The following is a 2,762-nucleotide window of genomic DNA, read 5'->3' as shown; positions in this document are numbered from 1 at the left end:
CGTACATGAAGAGCCCAAGGCCCGGAAGCCATCGCCATCGGTCGCCAGACATTGGCGCGCATCAGCCAGGCGCTGGACAGCTTGCCGGCGCGCACGCGGCGCGCCTTCGAGCTGTACCGGCTGGCCGGCCTGAGCCAGCGCGAGATCGCCAGCGAGCTGGGGGTGTCGGTGACGCTGGTCAATTTCCTGATCCGCGATGCGCTGGCCAGTTGCCGCCAGCACCTGGCCTAGGACACTGGGTCTTTCTTTGTACGCGGTTTGCGGGCGCAACGTTTCTTCCACCAGATCACGATGCCGGTCACCGTCAGCAGGCTCACCACCAAGCCCAGTGCGGCCAGGAAGATGCGCCACGGCAGTCCCCACACCTGGCCCATGTGCAGGGCGCCGATCCAGTTGCTGAAGGTATTGCCGCTGCGGTCGCCAGTGGGCAGCCAATGGCCGAGTATCTGGCCGCTGCGGGCATCGATGAGCAGACCGGTATTGCCGGCGTCGCTGCGCAAGTCTGCATTGCTGTGGACCATGTATGCATACAAGCCACGGCGACGGTCGAAACTCAACCTGTGCTCGAAATCGATGCGCAGTCCGCGTTCCCGGGCAAAGCCGGCCATGGCTTGGCGCGCCATCGCATGGGCCTGCGGCCAGTCCATGGGCGGCTGTGCCATGGGCTGCGGTAAGCGCGCGGGGCCGCGCCAGCTGGTGTCGAAGGGCAGCAGGCGCGACATGACCGGCAGGTAGATCTGGTCGCGCAGGTTGAACATCACGCTGGACCAGGCCAGCAACAACAGCACCACCCACAGCCACAGCGCGCAGGCGCGGTGCAGGTCGAGGTTGACGCGATAGAAACCGGCCCGCCATTTGATCAGCCAGGCCGGTTTCCACTTCACCAGGAACGGCCGCGCCCGTGGCCAGGTGAGGATCAAGCCGACCAGGCAATCCAGGGTCCACAAGGTCGCCACCGTGCCCATCAACAGCGCCCCTGCCACGCGGGGCAGGGCCAGCGAATGATGCAGGTTGAAGATGAAGGGCATCAGCTCGGCGGGCTTGAGGCTGATCTTCTGGCGGTCGCGCCGGCCCTGGATCGCCCCGGTGTAGGGATTGACCCAGATTTCATCGTAGCCCAGCACATAGGGCCGGCCGCTGGCCGGATCCATCGCCGGTTCGACCAGGAAGCGCACCGTGCGGCCCGGCCGTGGATGCAGCATCAACTGGTTGAGCTGGGCGCGCGGCGCCAGCGCTTGTGCCACCCGTTGCCGCAACTGGTAAGGATCGAGCAGCGCCGTGGCCGATTGCCCCGCGGCGGGCTGGGCCAGGTGCAGCTCGGGCGCCAGCCACAGTTCCAGTTCATCCTCGAACACCAGCAGGCTGCCGGTGATGCTGGCCACCAGCAGGAACAAGGCAATGACCAGCCCGTTCCAGCGGTGCATCAGCACCAGGTGCTGGCGGCGCGGTGCGTGCCGGCACAGCCAGGCGGCCAGGCTGCTTACCATCGCGCGCTCAACTGGACCAGACCGGTGCGGCGCGCGCCGTACTCGCAGTATTCCGAGCAGAAGGCATAGACGCGATCGGTAACGTTGTTGAGCTTGAAGGCCAGCTCGATGTTGCGCCAGTCAGCGTTCCAGCGCCCCAGATCGAGCCGGGCGCCGAAGTCCAGCAGGGTCACGGCCGGTGTCTCGAAGGTATTGAGCGCATTGCCATAGGCGCGGCCGATGTAGCGCACCCCGGCCGAGAGATGGGCGCCGGCCAGCGGGCCGCGCTGGAAGCCATAATCCACCAGTACGCCCGCGTTGTGCTTGGCCGCGCCCGGCAGGGCCTTGCCTTCGGTGCTGGTGGCGCTGTTGGTGGAGGTGTTGCTGGTCACCTTGGCATTGGTGTAGCTGTAGCTGGAAGTCAGGCTCAGGCCATCGGTGAGCGCGACCTTGCCCTCCAGCTCCACCCCCTTGGAACGCGCGGCGCCGGTCTGCAGCGAGTAGCCCGCATGAAGCAGGTCGGCGCTGGCTACGTTCTGGCGGCGCAGGTCGAACACGGCCAGCGTGAAGAGCGCATTGGTATTGAGCGGCGCGTACTTGAGCCCGGCTTCGTATTGCTTGGCGCGTTCTGGTTTGAGCATGTCGCCGCCGAAGCGGGTGCCGGTGGTGGGGGTGAAGGATTCGGTATAGCTCAGGTAGGGCGACAGACCATTGGCCAGTTCATGCACCAGGCCCAGGTTGCGGGTATTGGCGCGGTCGCTGCGCTCGCTGTTGGTGCGGGCGATGGCATTGTTGACGCTCTGTTGCGAACGGTCGTGGCGCAGGCCGGCCGAGACGAACCAGCGCTCGGCGATCTGCAGTTGATCCTGAAGATAGACACCCAATTGGTCATCGACGGTGCGCAGGTTGTAGTTTTCCGTCACCGCAGGCAGGGTGCGGTAGTTGGTGGTGTAGAGATTGGAGAGCACGTAGCCGGCCAGCGTATTGGGGCTGACGTAGCCGCGCACGGTGCCGCCGGTGTGGTGGAAATCCACGCCCATCAAGACCTTGTGCTTGAGCGCGCCGGTGCTGAAGTCGGCCTGCAACTGGTTGTCGGTGGTGAATGTGTCGGAGTCGCTGCCCAGGCGCCAGCGCTGCAGCGCTGCCGTGGCCGATTGCGTGGCCGGGTAGAAGGCGGCGAAACGCATCGTGTTGCGCTCGCCGTTGTAGTCGGTATAGCGCAGGTTCTGGCGGAAGCTCCAGACCTCGTTGAACTGGTGCGAGAACTGCGAAGACAGCGACCAGTTCTCGTAGTGC

3 protein-coding genes are annotated in these 2,762 nt (G+C 65.5%); 1 reads left to right on the top strand and 2 read right to left on the bottom strand.

Going from position 1 to position 2,762, the window contains the following annotated elements; all coding sequences use genetic code 11:
* The first annotated feature begins 30 nt into the window (after window positions 1-30).
* Entirely contained in the window at window positions 31-231 is a 201-nt protein-coding gene (locus I5W_RS12415) for a sigma-70 family RNA polymerase sigma factor (protein ID WP_374702136.1), read from the top strand.
* On the opposite strand, the gene I5W_RS12410 is transcribed toward I5W_RS12415, so the two are convergent.
* Together I5W_RS12410 and I5W_RS12405 are read right to left on the bottom strand one after the other, a co-directional pair.
* On the bottom strand, window positions 228-1,487 hold the full coding sequence (locus I5W_RS12410) for a PepSY-associated TM helix domain-containing protein (protein ID WP_044529454.1): 1,260 nt from the start codon (window positions 1,485-1,487) through the stop codon (window positions 228-230). The genes I5W_RS12415 and I5W_RS12410 overlap by 4 nt on opposite strands.
* Window positions 1,481-2,762 (bottom strand): TonB-dependent siderophore receptor (locus tag I5W_RS12405; RefSeq protein WP_044529453.1); only part of this gene is annotated, 1,282 nt, incomplete at its 5' end. The genes I5W_RS12405 and I5W_RS12410, both read right to left, overlap by 7 nt.

Origin of the sequence: Herbaspirillum sp. B65 (genome assembly GCF_000333555.1) — a bacterium.
GTDB lineage: Bacteria > Pseudomonadota > Gammaproteobacteria > Burkholderiales > Burkholderiaceae_D > Herbaspirillum > Herbaspirillum rubrisubalbicans.
The sequence above is the reverse complement of the archived record's forward strand: the minus strand, read 5'-3'. Positions and strand labels throughout refer to the sequence as shown.

Coding starts and splice junctions, on each gene's coding strand:
- I5W_RS12410 (WP_044529454.1), bottom strand. CDS start 1,487: ATGGTAAGCAGCCTGGCCGCCTGGCTGTGCCGGCACGCACCGCGCCGC.